Below are 815 nucleotides of genomic sequence, written 5' to 3'. Positions count from 1 at the left end.
CATGATTAAGTCCAGGTTGATTATGCCGGAAATAAATCAAGAATTTGATGTTCAATATAATGAGAATGCACAGGTTTGTGATGTGATAACGGATACTTTGGATGTTGTATCGCAGTATCTGCGAACAGGCTATGTGAATCGTGAGCACTGGGTATTAGTGTTACCGAGAGAAGGCATGGTTATGGATCCAGATAGAACCTTGAAAAGTTATCATGTTGAAAATGGCGATAAACTGATACTCATGTAGATGAGGGATGTGTGATGTTAGTATCGTAAAGATACTTGACAAGTACAGGGGGGATGAAAATAATGGAAAATAGAGGAGTTCTTTTGTATGTAGACTTGGGCAAGCTTGAAGATGAACCTTACAGATTGTCAAAGATATATGATACACTTGGACAGTATATTGATGATATCAGACGTCAGAGAGATATAATATACATAAGCAAGATGGCGGAATCCCTGGATATATCATCCCTGGACAGATATCGTGCTCAACTGGTAGACGAATATGATCGGCTTGGAACTCTGAAGAAGATTCTGGATGAGGCATACGATCTGTATAAAGAATGTAATGAAAAATTCGAGGCATCTGGACAGACTCTGTACAACCTATATGCTGAAACTCCATGGTATGAGACCAGTGAAGGAAAGCTGGCTATAGGCATAGGCGTGCTTGTGGTTACTGCTGCAGTGGCGATAGTCTGCCCTGCTGTACTGGGAGCTACGGCAGCTGCAGTGACACAGTCTGTAGCGACATCGGCCCTCGTGGGATCAGCAATATCTGGTATAATGAATGGCGCTGCATCAGTGAA

Annotated in this window: 2 protein-coding genes; both read left to right on the top strand. The window is 42.1% G+C overall.

Annotated elements, in window-relative coordinates; all coding sequences use genetic code 11:
• On the top strand, nucleotides 1-247 hold a 247-nt coding region (locus DWX57_RS13930; protein ID WP_015533115.1), incomplete at its 5' end, for an EsaB/YukD family protein.
• A gap of 62 nt (nucleotides 248-309) precedes the next feature.
• Nucleotides 310-815 (top strand): hypothetical protein (locus tag DWX57_RS13925; protein ID WP_133300894.1); only part of this gene is annotated, 506 nt, incomplete at its 3' end.

It is taken from the genome of Coprococcus sp. AF19-8AC, from assembly GCF_003603115.1.
Classification (GTDB): Bacteria; Bacillota; Clostridia; order Lachnospirales; family Lachnospiraceae; genus Coprococcus; species Coprococcus aceti.
Note: the sequence above shows the minus strand (reverse complement) of the source record. Positions and strands in the feature narration are given on the sequence as shown.